Annotated in this window: 25 protein-coding genes; 13 read left to right on the forward strand and 12 right to left on the reverse strand. The window is 70.6% G+C overall.

Annotation, left to right across the window (positions count from 1 at the left end):
- Nucleotides 1–17: 17 nt before the first annotated feature.
- The 6 genes from ACEYYH_RS11245 to ACEYYH_RS11270 all read right to left on the reverse strand — a co-directional run bounded on the left by ACEYYH_RS11245 (nucleotide 18) and on the right by ACEYYH_RS11270 (nucleotide 6,545).
- A complete protein-coding gene (locus ACEYYH_RS11245) occupies nucleotides 18–1,421 on the reverse strand; it encodes a sensor histidine kinase (protein WP_374974502.1) in 1,404 nt (467 codons plus the stop codon).
- A 109-nt stretch (nucleotides 1,422–1,530) separates the two neighbouring features.
- Nucleotides 1,531–3,036, reverse strand: coding sequence for an amidohydrolase (locus tag ACEYYH_RS11250; protein ID WP_374974503.1), 1,506 nt, complete (start codon nucleotides 3,034–3,036; stop codon nucleotides 1,531–1,533).
- Nucleotides 3,033–3,674: an FMN-binding negative transcriptional regulator gene (locus tag ACEYYH_RS11255; RefSeq protein ID WP_159843881.1), complete on the reverse strand. Its 642-nt coding sequence runs from the start codon at nucleotides 3,672–3,674 to the stop codon at nucleotides 3,033–3,035. Before ACEYYH_RS11255 ends, ACEYYH_RS11250 begins: the two co-directional genes overlap by 4 nt.
- Nucleotides 3,675–3,712: 38 nt before the next feature.
- Nucleotides 3,713–4,711: an Fpg/Nei family DNA glycosylase gene (locus ACEYYH_RS11260; RefSeq protein WP_374974504.1), complete on the reverse strand. Its 999-nt coding sequence runs from the start codon at nucleotides 4,709–4,711 to the stop codon at nucleotides 3,713–3,715.
- 3 nt (nucleotides 4,712–4,714) lie between these two features.
- Nucleotides 4,715–5,260 carry a ribose-5-phosphate isomerase gene (locus ACEYYH_RS11265; RefSeq protein ID WP_374974505.1) on the reverse strand — a complete coding sequence of 182 codons (546 nt, stop codon included), beginning with the start codon at nucleotides 5,258–5,260 and terminating at the stop codon, nucleotides 4,715–4,717.
- A gap of 85 nt (nucleotides 5,261–5,345) precedes the next feature.
- On the reverse strand, nucleotides 5,346–6,545 hold the full coding sequence (locus ACEYYH_RS11270) for a ferrochelatase (protein WP_374974506.1): 1,200 nt from the start codon (nucleotides 6,543–6,545) through the stop codon (nucleotides 5,346–5,348).
- Between the two features lie 54 nt (nucleotides 6,546–6,599).
- On the opposite strand from ACEYYH_RS11270, the gene ACEYYH_RS11275 reads away from it, so the two are divergent.
- From ACEYYH_RS11275 to ACEYYH_RS11320, 10 genes are all read left to right on the forward strand, one after another.
- On the forward strand, nucleotides 6,600–6,962 hold the full coding sequence (locus ACEYYH_RS11275; RefSeq protein ID WP_374974507.1) for an ArsR/SmtB family transcription factor: 363 nt from the start codon (nucleotides 6,600–6,602) through the stop codon (nucleotides 6,960–6,962).
- Nucleotides 6,959–8,656, forward strand: a complete 1,698-nt coding sequence (locus tag ACEYYH_RS11280) for a SulP family inorganic anion transporter (protein ID WP_374974508.1) — start codon at nucleotides 6,959–6,961, stop codon at nucleotides 8,654–8,656. Before ACEYYH_RS11275 ends, ACEYYH_RS11280 begins: the two co-directional genes overlap by 4 nt.
- A 113-nt stretch (nucleotides 8,657–8,769) precedes the next feature.
- Complete coding sequence (pepN, locus tag ACEYYH_RS11285; protein WP_374978204.1) at nucleotides 8,770–11,316, forward strand: aminopeptidase N; 2,547 nt, start codon at nucleotides 8,770–8,772, stop codon at nucleotides 11,314–11,316.
- A 142-nt stretch (nucleotides 11,317–11,458) separates the two neighbouring features.
- Nucleotides 11,459–12,370 carry an ABC transporter ATP-binding protein gene (locus ACEYYH_RS11290; protein ID WP_374974509.1) on the forward strand — a complete coding sequence of 304 codons (912 nt, stop codon included), beginning with the start codon at nucleotides 11,459–11,461 and terminating at the stop codon, nucleotides 12,368–12,370.
- Complete coding sequence (locus ACEYYH_RS11295; RefSeq protein ID WP_374974510.1) at nucleotides 12,367–13,176, forward strand: ABC transporter permease subunit; 810 nt, start codon at nucleotides 12,367–12,369, stop codon at nucleotides 13,174–13,176. Before ACEYYH_RS11290 ends, ACEYYH_RS11295 begins: the two co-directional genes overlap by 4 nt.
- Nucleotides 13,177–13,186: 10 nt before the next feature.
- Nucleotides 13,187–14,488 carry a sensor histidine kinase gene (locus ACEYYH_RS11300; protein ID WP_374974511.1) on the forward strand — a complete coding sequence of 434 codons (1,302 nt, stop codon included), beginning with the start codon at nucleotides 13,187–13,189 and terminating at the stop codon, nucleotides 14,486–14,488.
- Complete coding sequence (locus ACEYYH_RS11305; protein ID WP_374974512.1) at nucleotides 14,485–15,195, forward strand: response regulator; 711 nt, start codon at nucleotides 14,485–14,487, stop codon at nucleotides 15,193–15,195. The genes ACEYYH_RS11300 and ACEYYH_RS11305 overlap by 4 nt, the downstream gene beginning before the upstream one ends.
- Before the next feature lie 49 nt (nucleotides 15,196–15,244).
- Nucleotides 15,245–16,351 (forward strand): mechanosensitive ion channel family protein, encoded by a 1,107-nt coding sequence (locus ACEYYH_RS11310; RefSeq protein ID WP_374978205.1) that lies wholly within the window; start codon nucleotides 15,245–15,247, stop codon nucleotides 16,349–16,351.
- On the forward strand, nucleotides 16,348–16,830 hold the full coding sequence (locus tag ACEYYH_RS11315; protein ID WP_374974513.1) for a globin: 483 nt from the start codon (nucleotides 16,348–16,350) through the stop codon (nucleotides 16,828–16,830). Before ACEYYH_RS11310 ends, ACEYYH_RS11315 begins: the two co-directional genes overlap by 4 nt.
- A 42-nt stretch (nucleotides 16,831–16,872) precedes the next feature.
- The gene (locus ACEYYH_RS11320; protein ID WP_374974514.1) at nucleotides 16,873–18,531 is read left to right on the forward strand and encodes an FAD-binding dehydrogenase; all 1,659 of its coding nucleotides are present in this window, start codon (nucleotides 16,873–16,875) and stop codon (nucleotides 18,529–18,531) included.
- Nucleotides 18,532–18,544: 13 nt separating this feature from the next.
- Here ACEYYH_RS11320 and ACEYYH_RS11325 read toward each other — a convergent pair whose 3' ends face one another.
- Nucleotides 18,545–19,219 (reverse strand): hypothetical protein, encoded by a 675-nt coding sequence (locus tag ACEYYH_RS11325; RefSeq protein ID WP_374974515.1) that lies wholly within the window; start codon nucleotides 19,217–19,219, stop codon nucleotides 18,545–18,547.
- A gap of 112 nt (nucleotides 19,220–19,331) precedes the next feature.
- Between ACEYYH_RS11325 and ACEYYH_RS11330 the strand changes: the two genes are divergently transcribed.
- On the forward strand, nucleotides 19,332–20,192 hold the full coding sequence (locus ACEYYH_RS11330; protein WP_374978206.1) for an acyl-CoA thioesterase: 861 nt from the start codon (nucleotides 19,332–19,334) through the stop codon (nucleotides 20,190–20,192).
- 20 nt (nucleotides 20,193–20,212) lie between these two features.
- Here ACEYYH_RS11330 and ACEYYH_RS11335 read toward each other — a convergent pair whose 3' ends face one another.
- The 4 genes from ACEYYH_RS11335 to ACEYYH_RS11350 form a co-directional block, all read right to left on the reverse strand.
- Nucleotides 20,213–20,734: an acyl-CoA thioesterase gene (locus ACEYYH_RS11335; protein WP_374974516.1), complete on the reverse strand. Its 522-nt coding sequence runs from the start codon at nucleotides 20,732–20,734 to the stop codon at nucleotides 20,213–20,215.
- On the reverse strand, nucleotides 20,727–22,406 hold the full coding sequence (ettA, locus tag ACEYYH_RS11340) for an energy-dependent translational throttle protein EttA (RefSeq protein ID WP_116193193.1): 1,680 nt from the start codon (nucleotides 22,404–22,406) through the stop codon (nucleotides 20,727–20,729). The genes ACEYYH_RS11335 and ettA overlap by 8 nt, the downstream gene beginning before the upstream one ends.
- Nucleotides 22,407–22,518: 112 nt before the next feature.
- On the reverse strand, nucleotides 22,519–23,046 hold the full coding sequence (locus ACEYYH_RS11345) for a hypothetical protein (RefSeq protein ID WP_374974517.1): 528 nt from the start codon (nucleotides 23,044–23,046) through the stop codon (nucleotides 22,519–22,521).
- 42 nt (nucleotides 23,047–23,088) lie between these two features.
- Entirely contained in the window at nucleotides 23,089–23,634 is a 546-nt protein-coding gene (locus ACEYYH_RS11350; RefSeq protein ID WP_374974518.1) for a single-stranded DNA-binding protein, read from the reverse strand.
- Between the two features lie 288 nt (nucleotides 23,635–23,922).
- Between ACEYYH_RS11350 and ACEYYH_RS11355 the strand changes: the two genes are divergently transcribed.
- Nucleotides 23,923–24,126, forward strand: coding sequence for a hypothetical protein (locus tag ACEYYH_RS11355; protein WP_374974519.1), 204 nt, complete (start codon nucleotides 23,923–23,925; stop codon nucleotides 24,124–24,126).
- A gap of 34 nt (nucleotides 24,127–24,160) precedes the next feature.
- Here the strand turns inward: ACEYYH_RS11355 and ACEYYH_RS11360 are convergent, their stop codons facing one another.
- Complete coding sequence (locus ACEYYH_RS11360; protein ID WP_374974520.1) at nucleotides 24,161–25,585, reverse strand: PLP-dependent aminotransferase family protein; 1,425 nt, start codon at nucleotides 25,583–25,585, stop codon at nucleotides 24,161–24,163.
- 62 nt (nucleotides 25,586–25,647) lie between these two features.
- Here ACEYYH_RS11360 and ACEYYH_RS11365 point away from each other — a divergent pair, with 62 nt between their 5' ends.
- Nucleotides 25,648–26,256 (forward strand): YitT family protein, encoded by a 609-nt coding sequence (locus tag ACEYYH_RS11365; protein ID WP_374974521.1) that lies wholly within the window; start codon nucleotides 25,648–25,650, stop codon nucleotides 26,254–26,256.
- Nucleotides 26,257–26,299 lie beyond the last annotated feature (43 nt).

The following is a 26,299-nucleotide window of genomic DNA, read 5'->3' on the forward strand; positions in this document are numbered from 1 at the left end:
CCCAGGATAGGCATCGGTCATGGCAGGACCGTCAGCGGGATGTGCGCCCCGACCGAGGTCGGTCCACCCACCGGGCTCGTCACGACGAGCACGCCGCGCAGGCCGGCGACCCGCTCGTGCAGGCCCTCGAGCCCGTGGCCGGACGTGATGACCGCGCCGCCGCGGCCGTTGTCCACGACCCACACGTCGAGGTGCGTAGGTGCCCCGGCCGCGTTGCGTCGCAACGAGGCTCGCAGCGTCACCCCGGAGGCTCCGGAGTGCTTGACCACGTTCGTCATCAGCTCGGCGACGACGAAGTAGACGGTGCGGGCGACCTCCTGGCTGACGGCGCGGTCGATCGCGGGGTCGACGTCGACCTGCACCCACAGCGGCGACGCGGTCGCGACGGCGTCCAGGGCGGCTGCGAGTCCGCGGTCCTGCAGGAGCGGCGGGGCGACGCCGCTCGACAGCGCGCGCAGTTCGTCCAGCGCCGCCTTCGCATGACCTCGTGCCTCGCGCGCGAGGTCGGCGGCAGCATCCGTGTCTCCTGATTCGGCCCGGCGCTCCAGCGCGGCGAGGTCCATCTGCAGCCGAACCAGGCGCTGCTGCGGGCCGTCGTGGATGTCGCGCTCGAGGCGGCGGAGGGCGACGTCCTCGGCGTGCACCGCGGCGCCGCGCGCGGCAGCTTCAGCGCGCACCTCGGCGGCGAGCTCGTCCGACTCCCACCGGCCGAGCATGCCCTTCGCGACGGCGTGGTGGCCGCGCGCGAGTCCGCCGAGCACCCACGGCATCGTGAACGCGAAGAGGATGCCGGCGATCAGGTAGAGCGTGACCTCGACGGCCCAGCTCGACCAGCCGCCGAAGAGCCACGGCATCACGTCGGCGACGTAGTGCCCCCATTCCCCGCCGGAGCCGTCGGCGTCCCAGCTGCGAGGGAGGAAGAGTCCCCAGAACCAGTACGTGAGACCGCCGAGGCCGACGCTCAGCCACACCACCGTGAGGGTGAACGAGATGGTGCTGATGATCGGGTTCACGATCATGCCGTGCACGAGGTACAGCCAGTAGTGCGCGTTGCGGATGGGGCGGGTCAGCGTCATCCAGAAGCCCGTCGTGTCGGGCTTGTCGCGGTTCCACTCGGGCTCGGCGATCTCGGGCTGTCCGGTCAGCAGCAGGAGGAACCTGTCCGCGACGCCGAAGCCTCGCGCGATCAGCAGCGTGAGCACGATGAGCGGCAGCCCGATCACGAGGATCAGCAGCCCGACGCCTGTCCAGAACAGGGAGGCGAGCAGGCTCACCGAGATCATCGCGAGCACGAAGACCGCGAGCAGGTACAGCGCGCTGCCTGGGGTGCGCACCCACGACTGTCCGTAGGACCCCCAGAAGCCGGAGGCGGCGCGCGACGCTACTGGCTGGAGGGGAGCAGATTCAGTGGTGGCGGTCATCGGTGTCTCCCTCGGAACTCATGCTCCCAGCTTCAGGGCGGCGCCGGTGCCGCGGCATCCGATGTGCTCCCGAAGGGGTACGGGGGCAGACCCCCGCACCGGCGGCGGCTCACGCCACGTGGGTGAGGCGTCCGCCCAGCAGCGTCGCCGCGATCCGCATGCCGCGCAGCGTCGGCTCGTCGACGGCCAGGGGGTCGTGCTCGCAGATGGCGAGGTCGGCGATGTCCCCTGGATCGATGCGCGCGGGCTCGGCGGAGCCGCCCCGCGTCGAGGCAGCCAGCGCCGTCGCAGCGTCGACGCGCTGCGCCGGCTGCCACGGATCGCGGCCTCCGTGCGTGCGGAACACCGCGGCCGACATCGCCGCCCACGGATCGAGCGGCGAGACCGGCGCATCGGAGCCGAACAGCAGGTTCGCGCCCGTGTCGGCGAGGGCGCGCAACGGGTAGGGCTGCGCCGTCTGGCCCGCCCACACCGTGTCGGTCAGGTCGCGGTCGTCGAGCGCGTGCTCGGGCTGGACGCTCGCGCCGACCCCCAGCCGCGCGAACCGCGGGATGTCGGCGTGCGCGACGAGCTGCGCATGCTCGATCGTCCCCCATGCCCCCGTCGCCGCGAAGGCATCGAGCGCGTGCGAGTTCGCGACGTCGCCGATCGCGTGTATCGCCGACGCGATCCCCGCGGCCGTGGCGCGCGTCATGAGATCGACGAGCGTCGCGAGATCGACCGTGATCATGCCGTGGTTGTGCGGGTCATCCGGATACGCGTGGGAGCACGCGGCGGTGCGGGTGCCGAGCGAACCGTCGGTGATCACCTTGAGAGGGCCGACACGGACCAGATCGGATGCTGCGCCCCGGGCGGCGTCTCCGGTCTGGAGCCCGTCGGCGATCGCCCGGTCGAGGAACTGGGGGTAGATCCCGAACGAGACCCTCAGCGCGTCGAACCCGGCGGCCAGCCGCCGGGACCACGCGTCCTCGTTCCACGACATGTCGAGATCGACGAGCCCGACGACACCGCGGGAGGCGGCATCCTGCGCCATCCGCGCGACGAGCGGGTCGGACACCGACGCGTCGACGGCGTTGAGCCGACGCGAGATCTCGAACGCGGGCTCCTCACGGAGGAGACCGGACCCGTCCGGCTCGAACCCCTCGCGGCGGAGCGCAGCCGAGTTGAGCCACACACTGTGCACATCGGCGTTGATGAGATACGTGGGGACCTCGCCCGTCGCCGCATCGAGCAGCGCGAGGTCGAGCGTGTCGGCCCAGAACGCGTCGCGGAAGCCGCTGCCCACACGCCGCCCATCGGAGAGCGCCTCCGCGGCGCCCATGAGCGCCGCCGCGTGCGCTGCAGACGATGCCTCTCCGAGCGCCACCCGCTGGGCGGAGAGCGCCCACTGCACCGTGTGCACGTGGTGGTCCCAGAGGCCCGGGATCAGCCAGGCGCCGTCGGCATCCAGCACGCGCCCGCCGCGCGGCAACGCCCCTGCGGGCGCGATGTCGACGACGAGCCCCTCGGCCAGGTGCACATCCACCGCGTCGGCGCCGAACGGATCGGTGCGGTCGGCCCCGGTCAGACGCGCGTTCGCGATGACGTCGAGGGCTTCGCCGCGGGCCGCCGTCACCGGGCGGCCTTGCGGGTGTCGAGGTCGCGGCGCATCTCCGCCGGCAGCCGCGGGTCGGCGTACGGGCTCGCGCCGGACTCGAGCTCCACGATCACGGTCTCGACCGTCTCGTCGGGCTTGTTCTGGCTCAGCTTGCGCTTGCCGACGACCTTCGTCGGCGTGAGCCGGAAGCCCACGGTGCCCTTCTCGAGCCGCCGCACGAACTCCGGGTCGTTCGGCGGCTCCCACATCAGGCGGGGTTGCGGCAAGCCGCTCTCGAAGCGCGCGACGAGACGCTCGAGCACCTCGAGATTCTCCTCGGGCGTCAGCAGCTCGGGGGTGCCGGTGAGGTGCGCCGACACGAAGTTCCAGGTGGGGACACTCTGGACGTCGCCGTACCAGCCGGGCGAGATGTACCCGTGCGGGCCCTGCACGACCACGAGCAGCTCGTGCTCCCCGAGGCCGTGGATGAGGTCGTCGGGCTTGCCGACGTGGCCCACGATCGTGAGATCCTCGCTGTCGGCGTCGAGCAGCACGGCGTAGTGCGAGGCGACCAATCCGGACTCCGTCGACGAGACGATCGTCACCCAGGGATTCTGCTCGATGAGCCGGCGGATCTCGCCGACATCCGACATCGCGAAGCTCGGGTTCTGGCGCATGCGCCCAGCCTATTCGCGCGCCAGCTCCCCGGCCGCGCTCAGGCCTGGCAGGACGGACACCAGTAGAGCTTGCGGCCCGCGGCTTCCTCGACCACGATCGACGTGCCGCATACCCGGCACGGCAGACCCGCGCGATGGTAGACCCAGTGGCGGTCGTCGCGGCTCGCCATCGCCGCCCGGTACGCCTCGGGGTCGAGGTCGTCCATCGTCATCATCTGGCCGGTCTCGACGCCGATCGCGAGGAGCCTCACCCAGTCCCGCCAGAGGTCCCGCACGACCTCCTCGGGGACGTCTCGTCCCGGAGTGTGCGGGTTCTGACGTGCCCGGAACAGCAGTTCGGCGCGGTACACGTTGCCGATGCCGCTGACGACGTTCTGGTCCATGAGCAGCAGGCCGATGGAGGTCGGCTTGCGGCGCACGACCGAGGTGAACCGCTCTTCGCCCTCGGCGACGTCGTCGACGAGCGGGTCGGGGCCCAGCTTGGCGATGGTCGCGGCGACCTCGTCGGGCGTCTGGAGCTCGCAGGCGGTCGGGCCGCGCAGGTCGGCGCACGTCACGTCCGTGAGCAGGCGCAGGCGCACCTGGCCCACGACGGGCGGCGGCCATTCGTCGCCCTCGGCGGCGAGCCCGGTGGTCTGCTCCGACATGCGCACGTGCACGCGCGTGCGGCGCGGCGCGCCGATCGAGGTCAGCGAGTTCTCCCCCGCGCTGTCGAGGATCGGATCGTCGAGGTCGGTGCCGCGCTGGTTCGTCTGGCCCATTCGCCCGTTGGCCGACGCGATGGTCGGATCCACGAGGATCTCGCCCGCGAAATCCCAGGCGCCGTACATGCCCAGGTGCACCCGCAGCCAGAGGTCGTCGTCGAACTCGAGGAACATCTGCTTGCCGACGGCCCGCACCGAGGTCGCGATGCGCCCGCTCAGGATCTCCGCGCCTTCGACGAAGCGGCCCTGCGGGCTCGACGCGGCGACAGCACGGCCGACGAAGTTGCGGTCGAACTGGCGAGCGATGCGATGGACGGAATGTCCCTCGGGCACGGCTCAGCCGGCTTCGGGGTCGAACGAGCTGTCGTCGGCGGCGAGGACGTCGGGATGCCCGGCGGTGGCACGCGGGTCGGGCTCGAGGGTGCCGTTCTCCTCGTAGGCGGCGAGCTGCGCGATGCGCCGGGCGTGGCGCTCCTCGCCCGAGAACGGCGTGGCGATGAAGCGGTCGATGAAGGTCGCCGCCTCGTCGAACGTGTGCTGGCGTGCGCCGATCGCGATGACGTTGGCGTCGTTGTGCTCGCGGGCGAGCTCCGCCGTGGCGATGCTCCAGGCGAGGGCGGCGCGGACACCCACGACCTTGTTCGCGGCGATCTGCTCGCCGTTGCCCGAGCCTCCGAACACGACGCCGAGCGCGTCGATGCCGGCGGCCTGGTCGCGCACGACCGCCTGTGCGGCACGGATGCAGAACGCAGGGTAGTCGTCGAGCGGGTCGTACTCGATCGGGCCGTGGTCGACGACCTCGTGACCGGCGGCCGCGAGGTGGTGCTGCAGCTGCGTCGAGAACTCGAGGCCGGCGTGGTCGGTCGCGATGTGGATGCGCATGGGCTCAATCCTAGAGAGGGGGTGACGGACGGAGGAGGACGGATGCTGCGCCCGCGGCGCGCGTCGATTCAGACCGGTCGCGGGTTCACGGGGCGATGCCGGCGGCAGCAGGCTTGAAGCCGGCGCGCACGTTCTCGCAGCAGGCGGGCCGGCAGACGTCGAACCACGGTCCGAGATCGGTCGCGTGCGGCCGCTCCCCCGCGGGCGTGCCGTTAAGCCGCTCCTCGACCAGGTCGACGAGCCCCGAGACGAAGACCGGGTCGACCCCGGGCGTCGGCGTGCGCACCGCGCGGATGCCCACCTCGGCCGCGGCATCCATCGCCTCCGTGTCGAGGTCCCACAGGACCTCCATGTGGTCGCTCATGAAGCCGACCGGCACGATCGCGACGGCCTCGACGCCGGCGCCGGGAAGCTCCGCGATGGCGTCGTTGATGTCGGGTTCGAGCCACGGCTGCGTGGGCGGGCCGGAACGCGACTGGTAGACGAGGTCCCACGCGACGCGGTCGGCACCGGAGACCTCCACGGCGACGGTCGCCATGACGACCTCGGCGACGGCGAGGTGCTGCGCGGCGTAGGCGCCGCCCTCACCCAGATCGCGGTGCAGCTCGTCGCCCTCGCGCGGGCCGGAGCGCTCGGCATCCGCCGTCGGAATGCTGTGGGTCGAGAACAGCACCCGCACGGCCTCGGGTGCGATCCCGTCGGCGAGGAAGCCCGCCACCGCGTCGCGCACGCCGTCGACGAAGGGCTGCACGAAACCGGGGTGGTCGAAGAACTGGCGCACCTTGTCGATCGTGACGCGATCCTGAAGTTCCGTCTCGGTGAGCACGCGCGCGAAGTCCTCGCGGTACTGGCGGCAGCTCGAGAAGGACGAGTACGCGCTGGTCGCGAGAGCAAGGAGGTTCGTGTGACCGGCGGCTGCGGCATCCGTCACCGCCTCGGCGAGGTAGGGCGCCCAGTTGCGGTTCCCCCAGTACACCGGCAGCTCGACACCTCGTCGGGCGAGCTCAGCCTCGAGGGCGGCCTTCAGTGCGCGGTTCTGTGCGTTGATCGGGCTCACGCCGCCGAAGTGACGGTAGTGGTGGGCAACCTCTTCGAGGCGCTCGTCCGGGATGCCGCGGCCGCGCGTGACGTTGCGGAGGAACGGGATGACGTCGTCCTGCCCCTCGGGACCGCCGAAGCCCGCGAGGAGGAGGCCGTCGTACGCGACGGGCTCCTCGACGTACGGGGCGCCGGACGCGACGGCGGGAGAGGCGAACGGGACGACGTGCTGCTCGGGAGAGGTCACCCCTCCATCCTGACACCGCGCCGCCGCCGGATCCGGCGATATGATGATTTGATCATGCCACTAACACGAGCGCAGCGACCGCTGTACGAAGTCAAGGCCGGACTCTTCAAGGGCCTTTCGCATCCGTTCCGGATCCGCATGCTCGAGCTCCTCTCGGCCTCCGAAGAGCTCAGCGTGGCCGAACTCCAGGCCGAGACCGGACTCGAGGCATCCCATCTCTCCCAGCACCTCGCGGTGCTGCGCCGGCACCGCCTGGTGGCATCCGAGCGGCGCGCGAGCCATGTGTACTACCGGCTCGCCGACCCCAAGGTGGCTGAGCTGCTCGCGGTGGCACGCGCCCTGCTGCTGGACGTCCTGTCGTCTGATCGCGACCTCCTCGCCGACGCGCACGCGCTCCCGGCCCTCCCTTCGCGATGAGCAGGACGGATGCCGCGTCCCGCGCGAGCCGAACGGGGCGTGCGGCCGCGTACGCGCGAAGTCTGCTCCCCTCCTCCGAGGACTACCGCGGACTGCGCCGGACGTGGCGCGGCGACCTCGTCGCCGGCGTCACGGTCGGCATCGTGGCCCTCCCGCTCGCCCTGGGATTCGGGGTCAGCTCGGGGCTGACCGCGGAAGCAGGGCTCGTGACCGCCATCGTCGCGGGGGTGCTCGCGGCCGTCTTCGGCGGATCGCAGGTGCAGGTGTCGGGGCCGACCGGCGCGATGGTCGTCGTCCTGGTGCCCATTGTCGCGTCGCAGGGGCCGGGGGCGGTCGCGACGGTCAGCCTGCTCGCGGGCGTCCTCGTGCTCGTCGCGGGGCTGCTGCGTCTCGGCCGCGCAGTGTCGTTCATCCCGTGGCCGGTCATCGAGGGATTCACCCTCGGCATCGCCGTGATCATCTTCCTGCAGCAGGTGCCGCTGCTCGTCTCGCCGACCCTCAGCCCCGCGGGCGAACACAGCTCGAACGCGGTCGTGGCCGCGACACAGGCGATCGCGCACGCCGACTGGGTTTATGTGCCGTGGGCACTCGGCGCCGCGGCCGCGGTGGTCGCCTGCATGCTCTTCGCTCCGCGCATCCATCCCGCGATCCCCGGATCGCTGATCGGGATCGGCGTGGTCACGGTGCTGGCGGCAGTGGTGCCCGATCCCCTCGCGGTGATCGGTCCCCTCCCCTCGACGCTGCCCGCACCTGCGCTGCCGACTCTCGATCCGGCCGAGCTCGGGCATCTCGTGCTCCCCGCGGTGACGGTGGCCGCGCTGGCCGCCATCGAGTCTCTGCTGTCGGCGCGCGTCGCCGCCTCGCTCGCTGACACCGGCAGCTACGACCCCGATCGCGAGCTGGTCGGTCAAGGCATCGCCTCGATCGGCTCCGGGCTGTTCGCCGGCATGCCTGCCACCGGCGCGATCGCCAGGACGGCGGTGAACGTGCGCTCGGGCGGACGCTCGCGGCTGGCGGCCATGGTGCACGCCGCCGTGCTCCTCGGGTTCGTCCTGATCGCTGCGGGTCCGGTGAGCGCGATCCCGCTGGCGGCGCTCGCCGGCGTGCTGATGCTCACCGCGGTGCGCATGGTCCACACCGCGACCGTGCGCTCGATCCTGCGCTCCACGCGGTCGGACGCCCTCGCGTTCATCCTCACCGCGGTCGTGACGGTGTCGTTCGACCTGATCGTCGCCGTCGTGATCGGGGTCGCCTGCGCGGGCTTCTTCGCGCTGCGCAACCTCTCCCGCGCGACGTCGGTCCACCGAGAGCAGCCCTCGGGGGCCCCCGCGCCGGAGGACGTGCACATCGCGATCGTGCGCCTGGACGGCCCGCTCTTCTTCGCGGCGGCAGACCGGGTGTTCGACGCGGTGACCGGACTCACCGGCATCTCAGTGGTGATCCTGCGCATGTCCCGGCTCGAACTCGTGGACGCGACAGGTGCGCGCGTGCTCACCGAGATCGTGCAGACACTGGAGCGTCGAGGCGTCACCGTGCTCATCAAGGGCGTTCAGCCCGGGCACGAGGAGCTCTTCCGGACCGTCGGCGTGCTCGACTCGCTCCGGCACCAGAACCACCTGTTCGCCGACCTCCCGGCGGCGCTGGAGCACGCCCGCAGCCATGTCAGACGACAATCCGGCAGCCTCAGCACATAGGGTTGAACGGTTGTCATCGGTGCCAGCAGCGCTGGTGACGGCCTCCGGATCGAGCGCTCGCGCGACGAGCCGATCGACCACCTCCGTCATCCTCACCCATGGGAGCCACAGCAGTGCCTGGAGAGAACCTCACCCGCATCGAGGCGCAGGAGCGCCGCGCGATCGTCGACACGCAGTCGTACGAGATCGCGCTCGACCTGACGAAGGGCGCCGAGGTCTTCGGATCCCGCTCCGTCGTCCGCTTCACCGCGACGCCCGGTGCCGCGACGTTCATCGACCTGATCGCGCGCGACGTGCGCGAGATCACCCTCAACGGCCGCTCGATCGACCCCGCGACGGCGTTCGCCGACTCGCGCGTCGCGCTCGACGACCTGGCCGCCGACAACGAGCTCGTGATCGACGCGGACTGCCTGTACACGAACACCGGCGAGGGTCTGCATCGCTTCGTCGACCCGGTCGACGGCGAGGTGTACCTGTACTCGCAGTTCGAGGTGCCCGACTCGCGCCGCGTGTTCGCGGTGTTCGAGCAGCCGGACCTCAAGGCGACGTTCGCGTTCACGGTCACGGCTCCCGAGCCATGGAAGGTCGTCTCGAACTCCCCCACCCCCGAGCCGAAGAAGCACGGCGACGGCACCGCCACCTGGACGTTCGACGCCACGCCGCGCATCTCGTCGTACATCACGGCGCTCATCGCGGGTCCCTACGAGGCGACCTTCTCGGAGCTGACCAGCGCGTCGGGTCGCGTCATCCCGCTCGGCGTCTACGGCCGCAAGAGCCTCTGGCAGTTCCTCGACGCCGACTACATCTTCGACAAGACGCGCCAGGGCTTCTCGTACTTCGAGGAGAAGTTCGACTACGCCTACCCGTTCGCCAAGTACGACCAGCTCTTCGTCCCCGAGTTCAACGCGGGAGCTATGGAGAACGCGGGCGCGGTCACCTTCACCGAGACCTACGTCTTCCGCTCGAAGGTGACGGACGCCGTCAAGGAGCGCCGGGTCGTCACGATCCTGCACGAGCTCGCCCACATGTGGTTCGGCGACCTCGTCACCATGAAGTGGTGGAACGACCTGTGGCTCAACGAGTCGTTCGCCGAGTGGGCGTCGACGATCGCCACCGCCGAGGCCACCGAATGGACCGAGGCGTGGACCACGTTCAACGCGATGGAGAAGACCTGGGCGTACCGCCAGGACCAGCTCCCTTCGACGCACCCGGTCGTCGCACAGATCAACGACCTCGAGGACGTGCAGGTCAACTTCGACGGCATCACGTACGCCAAGGGCGGATCGGTGCTCAAGCAGCTCGCCGCGTGGGTGGGTATCGAGGCGTTCTTCGCCGGCGTCGCCGCGTACTTCAAGAAGCACGAGTGGTCCAACACCGAGGTGGGTGACCTGCTCGCCGAGCTCGAGGCCACCAGCGGCCGTGAGCTGTCGACGTGGTCGAAGAAGTGGCTCGAGACCGCGGGCGTCAACACGCTGTCGCCTGAGATCGTCACCGACGTCGATGGCACCATCACGCGATTCGCCATCGTGCAGACGGCACCGGCCGACTACCCGACGATCCGTCCGCACCGCCTCGGCGTCGGCTTCTACGAGCTCGACGGCGACGAGCTCGTGCGCGTGCACCACGTAGAGCTCGACGTCGACGGCGACCTCACCGAGGTGCCCGAGCTCAAGGGACTGAAGCGCCCGGCACTCGTGCTCCTGAACGACGAAGACCTCGCGTACGCGAAGATCCGCCTCGACGACCGGTCGCTCGAGACCGCGATCGACCACCTCGGCAAGATCAGCGACCCGCTCGCCCGCTCGCTGGTGTGGGGCGCCGCGTGGGATCAGACGCGCGATGCCGAGGCATCCGCTTCCGACTACGTGGACCTGGTGCTGCGCAACATCGGCGACGAGACGGAGTCGACCACGGTCCGCACGACCCTCGCACAGCTGCAGCTCGCCGCGAACTCGTACGTCGCGCCCGAGAAGCGCGATGTCACGCGCGCCAAGGTCGCCGACGCGCTGTGGGGGCTCGCCGAGGGCGCCCAGGCCGGAAGCGACAGCCAGCTGCAGTTCGTCACCGCGTTCGCGTCGGCCGCGGCGACCCCCGGCCAGTGGGAGAAGGTCCGTCAGGTGCGCGACGGCGAGGTGGCCTTCGACGGCCTCGCCATCGACACCGACCTCTCGTGGCAGCTGCTCGTGTCGCTCGCCGCGGGCGGTGTCGTCACGGCGGCCGACATCGACGAGGCCCTCGAGGCCGACAACACCGCGAAGGGCGGCGAATTCGCCGCACAGGCCAAGGCGGCGCTGCCGTCGGCCGAGGCGAAGGCGGCGGCCTGGTCGTCACTCGTCGACAGCGACGACCAGCCGAACACGATCGTCCGCGCCGCCGCGCTCGGATTCGTGCACCCGGCCGGGCGCCGTCTGCTCGACGGCTTCGTCGCGCGCTACTTCGAGTCGCTGCTGCCGATCTGGAACTCGCGCACGTACCAGATCGCGCAGTACCTGATCGTGGGCCTCTACCCGGCCCCGCTTGCCGATGTCGCCCTGCGCGACGCGACGCGCTCATGGCTCGAAGCGAACGCCGACGCGGCTCCGGCCCTGCGGCGCCTCGTCGCCGAGAACCTCGCCGGCGTCGAGCGCGCACTCTTGGTGCAGGACCGCGACGCCCAGTAACCCGTCACGGATCGACCGGATGCCTCGACCCTGCCTGGATCGAGGCATCCGGCGTCTTCGGCACCGTGGTACCACTCCGTCGCCCATTGTTCATCCCGAGGGCTGACGCGCACGGGCACAGCCGACTCATAGCGTGGTGGGCATGATCGTTGCAGAACAGCTCACGAAGCGCTTCGGAGACAAGACCGCGGTGTCCAACGTGTCGTTCACCGTGCAGCCGGGGAAGGTCACCGGGTTCCTCGGTCCGAACGGCGCCGGCAAGTCGACCACCATGCGGATGATCGTCGGCCTCGACCGGCCGACGTCCGGCACGGTGACCGTCGCCGGCCAGAACTACGCGCACCTGCGCTCCCCGCTGACCGAGGTCGGCGTCCTGCTCGATGCGAAGGCCGTGCACACCGGTCGCTCGGCACGCAGCCACCTGCGCGCGATGGCCGCGACCCACGGCATCGGTCGGTCGCGCGTCGACGAGGTGATCGAGCTCACCGGCATCCAGTCGGTCGCGGGCAAGCGGGCGGGCAAGTTCTCGCTCGGCATGGGCCAGCGGCTCGGCATCGCCGCGGCTCTGCTCGGCGACCCGCGCACCCTCATCCTGGACGAGCCGGTGAACGGTCTCGACCCCGAGGGCGTGAGGTGGGTGCGCCAGTGCGTGCGGCATCTCGCTGCCGAGGGGCGCACCGTGCTCCTCTCCAGCCACCTCATGAGCGAGATGGCGCAGACCGCCGACCACGTGATCGTGCTCGGTCGCGGCCAGGTCCTCGCGGACGCCGAGCTGTCGGAGCTCGTCCAGGCCTGGACGACGAACAACGTCGTCGTGCGCTCGCCCCGCCTGTCGGAGCTCGTCGCCGCCCTCGCGGGCCCGGACGTCGCCGTCACCGCGTCGTCTCCCGGCGTCGCCGAGATCTCGGGCGTCACCGCCGCAACGATCGGCGACCTCGCCGCCTCGCTCGGCATCCCCGTCCATGAGCTCACCTCCCGCACCGGATCGCTGGAAGACGCCTATCTCGCCCTCACCGGCGACGCTGTCGAGTACACCTCCAAGGAGATCGCATGACCGCCCTCGCCCCCGCCACGCGTGCCGACGCCGGCCTTCGCTCCGCCTCGCCCTACCGACTGAGCTTCGCCCACCTTCTCCACAGCGAGTGGATCAAGCTCACGACGCTCCGCTCGACCTGGTGGTCGCTGGGGATCACCGCCCTGCTGTCGATCGGCATCTCGATGATGATCGCGTCGGCGTCCGCCCAGTTCGGCGGTGGGTTCCCCGCCGTCAGCGCGATCCTCTCGCCGACGCAGTTCACGATGCTCGTCGCCGGCATCCTCGGCGCGATCGTCATCACCGGCGAGTACTCGACGGGCATGATCCGCTCCACCCTGACAGCCGAGCCGCTCCGCGGCGCGGTGGTGGTGGCGAAGGCGGTCGTGGTGAGCGTGCTCATCGCGCTGACGACCGTGGTGACCTACGCGCTCGCGATCGCGGCGACCGCCCCGTTCCTCGCGGAGGGGATCGACTGGTCGGAACCGGCGCAGTCCGTCGTCCCGCTCGCGCTGGGCGTGCTGTCGATGGTGGTCTTCACCCTCATCGGCCTCGGGTTCGGGTTCATCCTGCGCAACGGCGCCGGAGCCATCGCCGTGACCGTCGGCGTGCTGTTCGTGCTGCCCATCGTGTTCAGCCTCTTCGCGATGTTCGGCGAGAGCTGGAGCTGGATCGCCGACCTCGCCGAGTATCTCCCGATGAATGCCGCGTCCGCGGTGACCGCTCCGGGCGCTCAGGACCTCACCGTGCCGCTCCTCACGCTGGCCGCGTGGGGTCTCGTGCCGCTCGTGGGGGGCTGGGCGGTGCTGCGCAGCCGCGACGCGTAGAGTCGACCGAATGCCGCGATCCGCCAGCCAGGCCGTCGTCGGTGCCGCTCCCGGCGCCGACGACGGCCTCCTGCTGCCGAGACCACCCGGCGTCCTCCGGCGCTTCTGGGCACGGCATCCGCGATTCGCCGACGTGATCGTGGCGGTGGTCGCCTTCCTCCTGTCGGCGCCCACCGCGGCGATCCGCTCCGAGTACCCGATTCCCCCAACGCTTCCACAGACGGTGTTCGCGATCGTCGTGGTCGTCGGTGCGTGCGTCGCCCTGCTGCTCCGGCGCTCGCGGCCCCTCCTCGTCTTCGCCCTGGCCGCGCTGCCGCTGGTGATCCTGCCCCCGAGCCTCGTCCCGGCCTCCCACCTCGTCCCCGCCCTGGCGATCTACGCAGTCGCGGTGTACCGCTCCGTGCGCGCCTGCTGGATCGTCTTCGCCGCGACGACCGCGGCGATGGCGGTCTACGCGGCCGTGGCAGGCCTGGCGGCGCCCGCGACCTGGAACTATGTCCTCACCTCGCTCGTGTCGGGCACGATCGCGCTCCTGATCGGCGCGCTGATCGGGATCAACGTCGGCAACCGCCGCCGCTATCTTGAGGCGCTCATCGACCGCTCGCGCCAGCTGCTCGTCGAGCGGGACCAGCAGGCGCGACTGGGCGCTGCCGCCGAGCGCACGCGCATCGCGCGCGAGATGCACGACATCGTCTCGCACAACCTGACCGTCATCGTGGCCCTCGCCGAGGGGGCGACAGCGACGCACGACGCCGCGCGGGCCCGCATCGCCACCGCGCAGATCGCCGGCACGGCGCGCGGGGCGCTCACCGAGATGCGCGCGATGCTCGGCGTGCTGCGCGATCCCGACCTCTCCTCCGATGCGCCCCTCGCGCCGATCGAGTCGGCGTCCGTCGCCGACGCGGTCGAGTCCGCGCAGCGGGCGGGGTTCCCGGTCGTGCTGCACGTGGAGGGCCGTCTCGACGACGTGCCTGCCGAGGTGCGGTTCGCGGTGGCGCGCATCGTGCAGGAGTCGCTCACCAACGCGATGCGGCACGCGCCACTGGCCACCGCGATCGACGTGCGGATCGCCGTTCGGGCGGAAGCCGTCGAGCTCGGCATCGTCAACGACGGGGTGCGCCCGCGGACGGATGCTGCTGAACCTCCGGCACGCGCCGGGTTCGGCCTCCCCGGGCTCCGCGAGCGCGCGGCGCACGTGGGAGGGACGCTCGAGGCCGGAGCGGTCGAGGGCAGGCGATGGGCGGTGCGGGCCGCGCTGCCCCTGCCGGCGCACGCGAGCGCGAAGGCCGAACAGGAGGAGAACCCACGATGACGCCACCCATCCGCGTGCTGCTGGTCGACGACCAGGAGCTGATCCGGCTCGGCTTCCGCCTCGTTCTCGAGGCCGAGGCGGACGTCTCGGTCGTCGGCGAAGCGGCCGACGGCGACGAGGCCGTGCGTGCCGTCGCCGCGCACGCCCCGGATGTCGTCCTCATGGACATACGGATGCCGCGCACCGACGGCATCGCCGCCACCCGGTCGATCGTCGCCGCGTACCCGGCGACGCGTGTCCTCGTCCTCACCACCTTCGACCTCGACGAGTATGCGGTGGGCGCGCTCGACGCGGGGGCGAGCGGATTCCTCCTCAAGGATGCGCAGCGCTCCGAGCTGACCGCCGCGATCCGCGCCGTCCATCGCGGCGACGCCGTGCTGGCGCCCTCGGTCACGCGGCGCCTCATCGACCGGCTCCACGCGGCACCGCCGGCCGCGCCCCATCCCTCGTCGTCCGACGACCCGACGACGGAGCTCACCGACCGCGAACGCGAGGTGTTCGTCGCGATCGCCCAGGGGATGAACAACGCCGAGATCGCGCACCACCTGTACCTGAGCGAGTCGACGGTCAAGACCCACGTCGGACGCGTGCTCGCGAAGATCGGAGCGCGCGACCGCGTGCATGCCGTGATCCTCGCCCACCGTCATCGGCTCGTCGACGCTTCAGCGCCGCTGCCCTCCGACGGTGACGGGTGGTCCGCAATCTGAATGGCGTCCAGGCCGAGCGTGCCCCGACCTCGTTAGGATCGTGACGATGATGAGCGTCCCCTTCGACACCACGCCTTCCGACGAGCCGACCATCGCAGACGTTGAATTCTGGCAGGGGGTCGGCGAGTTCTTCGTCCGGGCAGGCTGGAATCTCCTCACCGTCGCCGGCATCATCGTCGGCGCGGTGCTCGTGGTGTGGATCCTGCGATTCGTGATCCACCGTGTCGTCGGCCGCATCGTCAACGGCGCCAAGAACAAGGCGAACGTCGACGACACTCAGGCCCTCGAGCGGTCGCCGCTCGCATCGGTGCGACTCGTCCAGCGCACGCGCACCCTCGGGTCGATCCTCAGCAACATCGTCAACGTGACCGTTGTGATCATCGCTCTGCTGCTGATCATCAACGTGCTCGCGCCGACCGCGCTCGGCTCGCTCACGCTCCTCACCGCGGCCATCGGCGCAGGCCTCGGCTTCGGCGCGCAGAACATCGTCAAGGACGTGCTCAACGGCATCTTCATCGTCGCGGAGGATCAGGTGGGGATCGGCGACGTCGTCGACCTCGGCCTGGCGACCGGCATCGTCGAGTACGTGAGCGTCCGGGTGACGCACGTGCGCGATGTCAACGGAACCCTCTGGTACGTCCGCAACGGCGAGATCACCCGCATCGGCAACCTGTCGCAGGGCTGGTCGCGGGTCATCCTCGATCTCTCGGTGGCGACGGATTCCGACATCGGCGAGGTCGAGAAGGCGATGCTCGACACCGCCAAGGCGCTCGCGAAGGACCCGAAGTGGCGCACGCGCATCCTCGAGCAGCCCGAGGTATGGGGCCTCGAGTCCATCTCAGGCGATGCGCTCGTCATCCGTCTCGTCATGAAGACGCGCGCGAACGCGAAGGACGACGTCGCCCGCGAGCTGCGGATGCGCCTCAAGCACACGATCGACGAGATGGGAATCACGCTCCCGGCGCTCACCGCGGTCATGCCGAGCGGCCTCGAGGGCGCCCAGCGGGTGCGCGGCGCGAACCCGCCCAAGACCAAGCCCACGCCGGTCCCCGCCACGCCCGAGCGTGCGGTGTGGAAGCCGAAGCGCACCCCCAAGAAGCCGCCGACTGCGCCCGAGGGCGACGAATCCGGCACGACCAGCGGAGGAACCCCATGAGCGACCCGGCCACCCCCCTGAGCTTCTACGACGAGGTCGGCGGTCACGACACGTTCGTGCGGCTCGTCGACGTGTTCTACCGCGGCGTCGCCGAGGATGAGGTGCTCCGTCCCATGTATCCCGAGGAGGACCTCGGACCGGCGCAGGAGCGGCTCACGCTCTTCCTCGAGCAGTATTGGGGCGGTCCGACGACGTACAGTCAGGAACGCGGCCACCCTCGGCTGCGAATGCGCCACGCGGCGTTCCACGTGGATCCCGACGCCCGCGACCGCTGGCTCGCGCATATGCGGGTCGCCGTCGACGAGCTCCACCTGCCGCCGCTCCACGAGGCGACCCTCTGGGATTACCTCCAGCGCGCCGCATATGCCATGGTGAACACGTTCGAGCCCTCGGGCATCGGACCCGCTGCCGGACCCCGGGCGGCAGCATCCTTCCCCGTCATCGCGGCGCCCCCGGCGGACGCCGACCCCGCGCGCTGAGTCGCCGACTCGGCTTCATCCCCTGCCGACGAAGGAGTCGACATGCCCTCCCACCACACCGACATCCTGGTCATCGGATGGGGACTCGCGGGTCTCGTGGCCACCGCCGAGGCGGTCGCCGCGGGCAAGCGCGTGACGATCGTCGACCAGGAGCCGCGGTCGAACCTCGGCGGCCAGGCGTGGTGGTCGTTCGGCGGTCTCTTCTTCATCGATTCGCCCGAGCAGCGCCGGCTGGGCATTCACGACTCGCTCGAGCTGGCCCGCCAGGATTGGTTCGGCAACGCCGGGTTCGACCGCGACGAAGACCTGTGGCCGCGCCGATGGGCGGAGGCCTACCTGCAGTTCGCGCACGAGGAGAAGCGCGCGTGGCTGCGCGAGAAGGGCGTCGGGTTCTTCCCGATCGTCGGGTGGGCGGAGCGGGGCGGCTACACCGCGACGGGGCCGGGCAACTCCGTGCCGCGCTTCCACATCACGTGGGGAACCGGGCCGGGGATCGTCGCGCCGTTCCAGGCGGCGGTCGAGGCCGGCGAGGCTGACGGCCGCGTGACGGTCCTGCCCCGCCACCGGGTCACGTCGCTGACCGTCGACGGCGGCGTCGTCACCGGCGCGGCCGGCGATGTGCTGGCGCCTTCCGGCGCGGCGCGGGGTGTCGCGAGCTCGCGTGAGGCCGTCGACACCTTCACCGTCACGGCGGCCGCGACGATCGTGTCATCGGGTGGCATCGGCGGCAACCACGACCTCGTGCGCCAGTGGTGGCCCGAGCGCCTCGGCACTCCCCCGGCGACGATGGTGACCGGAGTTCCCGCATACGTGGACGGCTCCATGCAGCCGGTCTCAGCGGCGGCCGGCGCACGGCTAATTAACGGCGACCGCATGTGGCACTACGTCGAGGGCATCCAGAACTGGGATCCGATCTGGCCGGATCACGGCATCCGCATCCTCCCCGGCCCCTCGTCGGTCTGGCTCGACGCGACCGGCAACCGTCTGCCGGTGCCGCTCTTCCCCGGCTTCGACACGCTCGGCACACTCGCACACCTGCGCTCGACCGGCCACGACCACTCGTGGTTCGTGCTGTCGCAGAAGATCATCGAGAAGGAGTTCACCCTCTCGGGCAGCGAGCAGAACCCCGACCTCACCGGCAAGGACGTCAGGCTCCTCGCGAAGTCCCGACTAGGCAAGGGCGCCGCCGGTCCCGTGCAGGCCTTCATGGATCGCGGCGCCGACTTCGTCGTGCGCGACAGCCTCGACGACCTCATCGCAGGCATGCAGGCGCTTCCCGGCGGTGACGTGCTCGACGGCGACCGCGTGCGGACCGAGGTCGAAGCCCGCGACCGCGAGATCGACAACGACTTCACCAAGGACGCCCAGATCGCCATGCTGCGCTCTGCGCGCGCGTTCCGCGGCGACCGGCTGATCCGCACCGCGAGCCCGCACCGGATCCTTGACCCGAAGTCGGGTCCTCTCATCGCAGTGAAGCTGCACGTGCTCACCCGCAAGTCCCTCGGTGGCATCGAGACCGACCTGTCGGCCCGCGCCCTCGGCGCCGGCGGCGAGCCCGTCCCGGGCCTGTACGCGGCGGGCGAGGCGAGCGGCTTCGGCGGGGGCGGCGTCCACGGCTATCGTGCTCTCGAGGGCACGTTCGTGGGCGGATGCCTCTTCTCGGGGCGCGTCGCCGGTCGCGCGGCTGCCGCGGCGGTATGAACGGGGGCTCGCGTCAGCTCGCCGAGCCCGTCCGCCGCACCGGGGTGAGGCCGGTGGCCACCGGCCCGCGCACCAGCACATGGCCGCGAGTGAGGCTCACACGTGTCCACGGACCGCTTGCGAACACCCGGGCGGTCTCACCACCGCTGATGAACCCGAGGCTCAGTGCCGCGAACGCGACGCCCAGAGGGAGGCCGCCCAAGTCCTCGTCGGGTGCGCCCCACACGGCTGCGCGGACGGTGCGCACGACGTCCTCACCGGCATCCGTCGGCACGGTGTCGGCGACGCGCGCGATCCCGCCCTGCGCCTTCGCCGCGAGCGTCGCGGCCTCGATGCCCGGCCGCGCGTCCCAGCCGCTGCGTGGTGGGGTGATGCCGGCCCACGCGGGCGAGAGAGCGGTCTCGGGGAGCATGAGGGCTCGCGGATCGTCGGTCGTGGCGGAAAGGGCGGATGCCTCGACGACGAGGTCGCATACGAGTTCGGGATCCGCGCCGAGTGAGCGCAGCGCGAGGACGGTGGGGGTCGGATCGCCGAAGCCCCGGGGCGCCAGCGGCGCGGCGGTCATCGCCAGAACCCCGCCGGACGCCTGCAGGCGGACGCCTTCGACAGTGAAGCGCGCAGCCCGACCCGCGAAGGTGAGGGCGTCGGCGGCGGACTCGGGATCGGCGAGCAACAGGCGCGGTGACATCGCCCTCTAAGCTACCAAGCGGACCTACGGGCGGCCGCCGCCCCGGAGAGGAGCACCCGTGGATGCCGAGCCGACCGCAGAGAGCGCGCCCGAGAAGGATCCGGTCGCGTCGATGCTGTCGGTCATCGATCTGAGCGCGTCTGACGCGCGCACCACGGAAGACATCTTCACCGGCGCATCGCAGTCGATGCCGCTCGGCCGCGTGTACGGCGGCCAGGTGCTGGCGCAGTCCATCGTCGCCGCGTCGCGGACGATCCCGGAAGAGCGGATCGTGCACTCGATGCACGGGTACTTCCTGCGCCCGGGAGATTCGGCGAAGGGGATCACGTTCGCTGTGGACCGTATCCACGACGGGCGGTCCTTCTCGACGCGGCGGACGCAGGCGTTTCAGGAGGGGGTCCCGATCTTCTCGATGATCGCGTCCTTCCAGGACGAGGATCCCGGGCTCGATCACCAGGAGCCGATGCCGGAAGGAATCCCCGCGCCGGATGAGCTCCCCGACATCGAGTCCCACCTCAGCGGCCTGCATCCGATGTCGAAGCGGCTCTTCACCGACCGACCGGTGGATCTGCGCCACATCCCAGCGCCGATCTACGTCACGGCCGACGCCGAGCAGTCGCCGCGTCAGGCGGTCTGGATGCGCATCCGACGGCCGATCCCCGACGACCCCGCGGTCCACCGGGCAGCGCTCGCGTACCTCAGCGACCTGACGATCCAGGAGTCCATCCTGCGCGCGCACGGCGTCTCCTGGGCGACGCCGGGGCTGAAGGTCGCGAGCCTCGACCATGCGATGTGGTGGCATCGCTTCGGACGGGTCGACGAGTGGATGCTGTACGTCCAGGAATCGCCGAGCGCCCGCGGTGGCCGCGGCCTCGCGTCAGGACGGATCTACGCCGCCGACGGCACGCTGATGGCCAGTGTCGCGCAGGAGATCATGGTCCGCGTCCCCGGGGCCGGAAACCTCGACGGCTGAGTCGGTGCCGGTGGGGCGCGTCAACGCCGGTGCGAGTAGGAGATCGGCTCACCGACGTACGGGCCCCACGCCTCACGCTCTTCGCGTGTGAGGCGGAGCGGGCGCCCGGTCTCGGCATCCACCTTCACGATCACCGTGGTGGCGCGTGCGTAGAGCGTCTGCCCCGCGTCGCCCGTTTCGACCGGGCTGTAGACCTCATAGCAGACCTCGATGCTCGAGCCGCCCAGCTTGCCGAACCACATCTGCACGTCGAGCGGATGCCGCTGGTACGGCACCGGGGCCAGGTACTCGATCTCCTGCCGGGCGATGAGCGTCAGCATGCCGCTGAAGATGCTCGAGTCGAGCACGGCGGTCGCGGGCGCGTCCTCGCCGGGCTCGGGCAACCAGAACGCCCGCACACGCGCCTCTTCGAGGAGCTTCAGCATCGACGTGTTGTTCACGTGGTTGAACGCGTCGAGGTCGCCCCATCTCAGGTGGACGGGGATGTGCAGGCGGCGGTCGCCTCCGGTGGCTGCGACCGCCGCATCGCCGGTGTCAGTCACGCGTGAGCTTGCGGTACGCGGTGCGGTGCGGGCGGGCCGCCTCCGCCCCGAGCCGCTCGATCTTGTTCGCCTCGTACGCCTCGAAGTTGCCCTCGAACCAATACCACTGGTCGGGGTTCTCCTCGGTGCCCTCGTAGGCGAGGATGTGGGTCGCGATGCGGTCGAGGAACCAGCGGTCGTGCGTGATGACCACGGCGCAGCCGGGGAACTCGAGCAGCGCGTTCTCCAGCGATTGGAGCGTCTCGACATCGAGGTCGTTGGTCGGCTCGTCGAGGAGCAGCAGGTTGCCGCCCTCCTTGAGTGTCAGCGCCAGGTTGAGGCGGTTGCGCTCACCGCCCGAGAGCACGCCGGCCTTCTTCTGCTGGTCGGGGCCCTTGAAGCCGAACTTCGACACGTACGCGCGGGAGGGGATCTCGGTCTTGCCGACCGTGATGATGTCGAGCCCGTCCGAGACGACCTCCCACAGGCTCTTCTGCGGGTCGATGTTCGCGCGCGACTGGTCGACGTAGCTGATCTTGACCGTCTCGCCGATCTTGAGATCGCCGCCGTCGAGGGATTCGAGGCCGACGATCGTCTTGAAGAGCGTGGTCTTGCCCACACCGTTCGGGCCGATCACGCCGACGATGCCGTTCGGCGGAAGCGTGAAGCTGAGCCCGTCGATCAGCGAGCGGCCGTCGAAGCCCTTCTGCAGCTTCTTCGCCTCGATCACGACGCTGCCCAGGCGCGGCCCCGGCGGGATGGTGATCTCTTCGAAATCGAGCTTCCGGGTGCGATCGGCCTCAGCCGCCATCTCCTCGTAACGGGCGAGGCGAGCCTTCGACTTGGCCTGGCGCCCCTTCTGGTTCGAGCGGACCCAGTCCAGTTCCTCGGCGAGGCGCTTGGCGAGCTTGGCGTCCTTCTTGCCCTGGATGGCCAGACGCTCCGCCTTCTTCTCGAGGTAGGTCGAGTAGTTGCCCTCGTAGCCGATGAGGCGCCCGCGGTCGACCTCGGCGATCCACTCTGCCACGTTGTCGAGGAAGTATCGGTCGTGCGTGATGGCGATCACGGCGCCGGGGTACTTCTGCAGGTGCTGCTCGAGCCAGAGCACGCTCTCCGCGTCGAGGTGGTTGGTGGGCTCATCGAGGAGCAGCAGGTCGGGCTTCTGCAGCAGGAGCTTCGTGAGGGCGACGCGGCGCTTCTCACCACCCGAGAGCGGGCCGATCTCCGCGTCCCCCGGCGGGGTGCGCAAGGCATCCATCGCCTGCTCGAGCTGGGAGTCGAGGTCCCAGGCATCGGCGGCGTCGATCTCCTCCTGGAGGACGCCCATCTCCGCGAGCAGCGCGTCGAAGTCGGCGTCGGGGTCGGCCATGAGACCCGAGATCTCGTTGAACCGGTCGACCTTGGCCTTGATGGCGATGCCGTCCTGGATGTTCTCGAGCACCGTCTTGGTCTCGTCCAGCTCCGGCTCCTGCATGAGGATGCCGACCGTGAAGCCTGGGCTGAGCTTCGCCTCGCCGTTCGACGGAGTGTCGAGGCCGGCCATGATCTTGAGGATCGTCGACTTTCCGGCGCCGTTCGGGCCGACCATGCCGATCTTCGCGCCCGGGAGGAACGCCATCGTGACGTCGTCGAGGATCAGCTTCTCGCCGACGGCCTTACGGGCGCGGACCATCGAGTAGATGTACTCTGCCATGCGGGTTTCTGCTCTCCTTGGACTTCAGACGTCAGCGTCCCAGCCTACCGGGCGACGCGGCGAGCGGCGTGAGCGCGACGCGCATCAGCCACCGCGCGCCCTGCGGACCGGTTCACCAGTCGATGGGGCGGGTCTGCCCGACGAGGCAGTTCCCCTCGGCGAGCACCGGGACCACGACCGTGACGGGATCTCCCGTCGCGGGACCGACCTGGCCGATGAGGCACTGGTCGTTCCAGCGCACCGAGAATTGGATGCTCTCGGCGGGATTGCCCACGGTCGACATGTCCTCGGTGACCTGCATCGCGGCCTTGTCGAACCCTGCCGCCGTGAGCGCATCGACGTACGCTCGCCCGGTCACCCGGGCATCCGTCGCCCAGACCGCCGCAGTGACCGACGCGAACAGCGGGAGGTTGTCCTCCGCTGTGCCGTCGGGCACGAGCGTGGGCGCGGCCGGTGCGGTCGGCGTAGTGCTCGGGCTCGGCGCACCGTCGGACGTCGTGGCGGTGGGCGTCGGGGTCGGCTCCGGTTCGCCAGGGCTGCAGGCCGTCAGCGCCCCGACGACCAGCACGGCGGCGATCACCCGCGGGGCGCGCGGCGAACGGATATCGAAGCGAGCGCGGGGCGGGAGGTCTCGGGCCACGGGGAGAGTTTAGGGCCGCCGGCCCCGCGCACGCTGAACGCGTCAGAAGGGCGTCTCCACATCGTCGCCTGCGGAGCCGGCACGCGATCCGACGGCCAGGAGCATGGGCTTCATGGTCTCTTCCCCCTCTCCGGCCTGGTGCGCTCCCTCGACTCCGGGGGCCGCCCACTCGTCGCCGGCGGGCGCCGTCGCCCAATTCTGCGACGTGTCGATCGTCGCGGTCCGGGAATCCTTCTCGAATGTCGTCGTTCCCCATCGCAGATCGTGGCCGATGGCGTCGGCGTCGATCTCGATCGCCGTGCCGCGACGGGTGCCGTTGTCCCACTCGCGCAACCGCAGACGACCGGTGAGGATCACGCGATCACCCTTCTGGAGCGATCGATGGGCGTGCTCCGCCAACGTGCGGAACACCGAGACGGTGTACCAGTTCGTCCCCGCATCGGTCCATCCCCCAGCCTCTCGGCTGTACCGTCGCTGACCGCTCGCCACCCGGAACGTGGTGATCGCGACTCCGGCCGGCGTCTGCTTCAGCTCCGGCGGTGTCGCGACGTTGCCGGTGATCGTGATCGTGTCGCCTGTGTCGCTCATCTCTCATCCTCTCTGTCGATCCGAGGACTGTCCTCGGTCCTGCCGGCGCCCCGTGCCCGAGGACGCCGGCAGTGGACCAAGCTTCGCTCTGCGGAAATCCTCGGACCGTCCCGGGGGACGGATCTGTGGACAGCAGCGACGCCCACGAGGTTGGGGAGGAAACGCCGGGAGATCTCGAAAACCGGAATGTCAGAACCCGTAGCTATGTTCGATGGTGAAGGAGGCAACATGTCAGCTGTCGTCGAAACACGCACCTCTCGGACCCCGCTTCTCTCACCACGGACCCGCATGCGACTCGTGGCCGCGGCGCCGTCCCTCTGGCGGGTGCTCGAGCCGGGTGGGCGCGTGATCGGTCATCTGCAGGAAGTCGCCCAGGCGGGCGGTATCCGCTTCCGTGCGCGGCGCTACAACCCCACCGCCCATGCGTTCCGCGATCTGGGCGACTTCTGGAGCGCCGACGACGCGGTCGAGTGCCTGGTGTTCGCCCGCTGACCCACGCGACGCGCCCGAGGAACCGCGGTGGACCTCAGATGACCGCGCCGACCTGCTCGACGATCGTCGACGGCGCCCCGGCCCGCACCGACGCCCAGGCGTCCGCGAGCACATCCGCAGCGCGCACCATCTCCTCGGGCGGCGCGGTGAAAGGCACCCGGAGGTGACGCTCATGCCCGCCGTCGACGGAGAACCGGGGCCCGGCGCTCAGCAGCACGCCGCGCGATCGCGCCTCGATGACCAGTGCCGAGCTGAGGGGGGCGCCGAGCTCGATCCACAGAGAGACCCCGCCGTGCACGTCGGGCAGGTGCCAGGAGGGCAGCCGCTGGCCCAGAGCCCGCACCAGCGCGTCGCGACCGGATCGCAGCAGGTCCGAGCGCTGCGCGACGACGTCGTCGAACTGCGAGAGGAGGCGGGTGGCGATCGCCTGCTCGAACTCGGGCGTGCCGAGATCGTGCGCCGGCCGCGCCGCGACGAGCCGACGGATGAGGTCGCCATCGGCGCGCACCCACCCGAGCCTCAGCCCGCCCCAGACCGTCTTTCCGAGCGAGCCGATGCGTACGATCGTGCCCGGCTCGGACGCCCCGAAACCGGGCGCGAGCGATCCACGGTCGATGTCGAGATCCGCCGTCGTCTCGTCGAGGACCAGCACCGCTCCCGATCGCTCCCCCGCCGCGAGCATCGTCTGACGCGCCTCGACACTCATGCTCCGGCCCGTCGGGTTCTGGAAGTCGGGCATCAGGTAGGCCATCACGGGGAGGGTTCGGGCGAACGCCTGCTCAGCCCGATCCAGATCCCAGCCGTCCTCGGTGGTCACCGGCACCCCCACCAGGCGGGCACCCGCGCGACGCAGCGCGTCCGCCGCGTGCGGATAGGTGGGCGTTTCCACGAGTACGCGGTCTCCTCGCCCGATGAGCACCGTCGACACGAGGTGGATCGCGCTCTGCGCGCCGGTCGTGACGAGCACCTCGTCCGGACGCGTCGGAATCCCCCGTTCGGTGTAGCGATCGGCGATCGCTTCGCGCAGATCGATGCGACCGAGCACGTCGTACCCCACGCGCGACACCAGCGCAGATGCGACGCCGGCAGTCTCGGCCATGATCCCCGCCAGTCCCGGCCAGGCGGGCGGACTGGCCTGCTGAAGGTCGATCATCCCGTCGGCGACGTCGGCGCGGCCCGGATCCCGGCGCCCGAGCGGCAGCGTGACGCTGCCCGATCCGCGCAGGCTCGCGATGTGGCTGGTCTCGCGAAGGCTCCGATAGGCCGCGGCGACGGTGCTGCGACTCACATGCAGCGCGGCGGCGAGCTCTCGCTCAGCCGGCAGTGCGGTCCGCGGCGCGAGCCGATTGTCCAGACAGAGCAGACGGATGCCGTCGGCAAGCGCCTCGTATGCGGGCTCACGCGTACGCCAGCCACCGAGTGCGGCGGCGAGGGCACGCGCGGACATGCGGGAGTCCATGAGGCCAGCCTACCTGTATTGGACTGCAGGCAACGATCCAATCATGAGATTGGATGGACCTCATGCCACGCCGAATCGTCCAACTGCTCGTCGGTCTCTTCCTCTACGGAGCCGGTTGCGCGCTCACCGTCGAAGCTGGACTGGGCGTCGACCCCTGGACCGTGTTCGCCCAGGGACTGTCAGTGCGCACGGGGATCGGCATCGGCTGGATCACCAACATCGTCGGCTTCTTCGTGCTGCTGCTGTGGATCCCGCTCCGCCAGAAGCCGGGCGTCGGAACGATCGCCAACATCCTGCTGGTCGGAACGAGCATGCAGATCGTGCTCGGCGTCGTTCCGCCCGTGTCGGGGTTCGCCCCCCAGCTCGCGACGCTCCTCGGCGGCATCGTCCTCGTGGCCGTCGCGTCCGGGCTCTACATCGGCGCGCACTTCGGCCCGGGTCCGCGCGACGGGCTCATGACGGGCATGAACGCCCGCCTCGGCTGGCCGATCTGGGTGTGCCGCGCGCTCGTCGAGGTCTCGGTGCTGCTGGTGGGCTGGCTGCTCGGTGGCACGGTCGGCATCGGCACGGTTCTCTTCGCCGTCCTCATCGGCCCGCTGGTGCACATCGCACTGCCCCTGCTGGATACGCGCCGGACGCAGGCGCGCGCCGCCGCCGAACGATCGGCGTGACGCGCGCTGCCCCATGACCGCCCGAAGCCGGCGGGCCGCGCGA

This window comes from Microbacterium trichothecenolyticum, assembly GCF_041938625.1.
Classification (GTDB): Bacteria; Actinomycetota; Actinomycetes; order Actinomycetales; family Microbacteriaceae; genus Microbacterium; species Microbacterium trichothecenolyticum_D.

Bases quoted from the DNA above. Each gene is read 5' to 3' on its own strand.
- ACEYYH_RS11245 (WP_374974502.1), bottom strand. From the start codon at position 1,421: ATGACCGCCACCACTGAATCTGCTCCCCTCCAGCCAGTAGCGTCGCGC.
- ACEYYH_RS11255 (WP_159843881.1), bottom strand. From the start codon at position 3,674: ATGCGCCAGAACCCGAGCTTCGCGATGTCGGATGTCGGCGAGATCCGC.
- ACEYYH_RS11265 (WP_374974505.1), bottom strand. From the start codon at position 5,260: ATGCGCATCCACATCGCGACCGACCACGCCGGCCTCGAGTTCTCGACG.
- ACEYYH_RS11275 (WP_374974507.1), top strand. From the start codon at position 6,600: ATGCCACTAACACGAGCGCAGCGACCGCTGTACGAAGTCAAGGCCGGA.
- ACEYYH_RS11280 (WP_374974508.1), top strand. From the start codon at position 6,959: ATGAGCAGGACGGATGCCGCGTCCCGCGCGAGCCGAACGGGGCGTGCG.
- ACEYYH_RS11290 (WP_374974509.1), top strand. From the start codon at position 11,459: ATGATCGTTGCAGAACAGCTCACGAAGCGCTTCGGAGACAAGACCGCG.
- ACEYYH_RS11295 (WP_374974510.1), top strand. From the start codon at position 12,367: ATGACCGCCCTCGCCCCCGCCACGCGTGCCGACGCCGGCCTTCGCTCC.
- ACEYYH_RS11300 (WP_374974511.1), top strand. From the start codon at position 13,187: ATGCCGCGATCCGCCAGCCAGGCCGTCGTCGGTGCCGCTCCCGGCGCC.
- ACEYYH_RS11305 (WP_374974512.1), top strand. From the start codon at position 14,485: ATGACGCCACCCATCCGCGTGCTGCTGGTCGACGACCAGGAGCTGATC.
- ACEYYH_RS11310 (WP_374978205.1), top strand. From the start codon at position 15,245: ATGAGCGTCCCCTTCGACACCACGCCTTCCGACGAGCCGACCATCGCA.
- ACEYYH_RS11315 (WP_374974513.1), top strand. From the start codon at position 16,348: ATGAGCGACCCGGCCACCCCCCTGAGCTTCTACGACGAGGTCGGCGGT.
- ACEYYH_RS11320 (WP_374974514.1), top strand. From the start codon at position 16,873: ATGCCCTCCCACCACACCGACATCCTGGTCATCGGATGGGGACTCGCG.
- ACEYYH_RS11325 (WP_374974515.1), bottom strand. From the start codon at position 19,219: ATGTCACCGCGCCTGTTGCTCGCCGATCCCGAGTCCGCCGCCGACGCC.
- ACEYYH_RS11330 (WP_374978206.1), top strand. From the start codon at position 19,332: ATGCTGTCGGTCATCGATCTGAGCGCGTCTGACGCGCGCACCACGGAA.
- ettA (WP_116193193.1), bottom strand. From the start codon at position 22,406: ATGGCAGAGTACATCTACTCGATGGTCCGCGCCCGTAAGGCCGTCGGC.
- ACEYYH_RS11350 (WP_374974518.1), bottom strand. From the start codon at position 23,634: ATGAGCGACACAGGCGACACGATCACGATCACCGGCAACGTCGCGACA.
- ACEYYH_RS11355 (WP_374974519.1), top strand. From the start codon at position 23,923: ATGCGACTCGTGGCCGCGGCGCCGTCCCTCTGGCGGGTGCTCGAGCCG.
- ACEYYH_RS11360 (WP_374974520.1), bottom strand. From the start codon at position 25,585: ATGGACTCCCGCATGTCCGCGCGTGCCCTCGCCGCCGCACTCGGTGGC.
- ACEYYH_RS11365 (WP_374974521.1), top strand. From the start codon at position 25,648: ATGCCACGCCGAATCGTCCAACTGCTCGTCGGTCTCTTCCTCTACGGA.